General features: G+C 66.8%; 1 protein-coding gene. It reads right to left on the reverse strand.

The window, feature by feature from the left end:
* Positions 1–1,166, reverse strand: a 1,166-nt coding sequence (locus DEH69_RS03820) for an acyltransferase domain-containing protein (protein WP_147255387.1), incomplete at both ends; no start/stop codon positions are given.

Here is a 1,166-nt window from a genome sequence, read left to right on the forward strand (position 1 = left end):
TGGGTGTTCTGGGTGTTCTGGGTGTTCTGGGTGTTCTCGGTGATTTCGGCGATTGCCATCGCCAGTACTGGGTGGGGGCTGGCTTCCACGAACAGCCGGTGCCCCTGGTTGATGAGACTGCTGACTGCGTCGGCGAATCGGACGGGGTTGCGGAGGTTTTGGTACCAGTATTCGGCGGTGAGTTCTGGGCCGTTGAGGGGTTGTCCGGTGACGGTGGAGATGATGGGGGTGTGGGTGGGTTGGGGTTTGATGTGTTGGAGGGCTTGGGTGAGGTGGGGGTGGAGGGGTTGGACGTGGGGGGAGTGGGAGGCGTAGTCGACGGGGATGCGGCGGATGCGGATGTTGTGTTGTTCGCAGTGGGTGGTGAGGGTGTTGAGGTGGTGGGTGTCGCCGGCGATGACGGTGGAGTGGGGTCCGTTGATGGTGGCGATGGTGAGGTGGGGGTGGTGGGGGGTGAGGAGTTGTTGGGTGGTGGTGGGGTCGAGGATGAGGGAGGCCATGGCGCCGTGGCCGGCGAGGTGTTGGTGGATGAGTTGGGAGCGGAGGGCGACGATGGTGGCGGCGTCGTGGAGGGTGAGGGCGCCGGCGATGTGGGCGGCGGCTATTTCGCCTTGGGAGTGGCCGATGACGGCGGTGGGGGTGATGCCGTGGTGTTGCCAGAGGCGGGCGAGGGAGATCATGACGGCCCAGAGGGCGGGTTGGACGATGTCGACGCGTTGGAGTTGTTCGGGGGAGGCGAGTGCTTGGTGGAGGTTCCAGTCGGTGTGGGGGGCTAGGGCGTCCTGGCAGGCGTCCAGTGAGCGGGCGAATACGTCGTTTTGTTGGGCGAGTTGGAGGCCCATGCCGGCCCATTGGGAGCCTTGGCCTGGGAAGATGAAGACGGGGCCTTGGTCGGTGCCGGGGGTGGTGGTGCCCTGGATGGCGCGGTTGGGTGGCTGGTGTGTGGCGAGTGCGGTGAGTTCGGTGAGGAGTTCCTGGCGGTCGGTGGCGAGTACGACCGCGCGGTGACGGAATGCCGTCCTGGTGGTGGCCAACGCGGCGCCCAGATCGGCCAACGGCGCGTTCTCGTCCGCTTCCACCATGGCGGCCAGCTGTCCGGCCTGCGCGGCCAATGCCTCGGGCGACGCCCCCGACAACGGCCACACCACCCCCGACGCCGGAACATC

This window comes from Streptomyces sp. PT12, from assembly GCF_003311645.1.
Classification (GTDB): Bacteria; Actinomycetota; Actinomycetes; order Streptomycetales; family Streptomycetaceae; genus Streptomyces.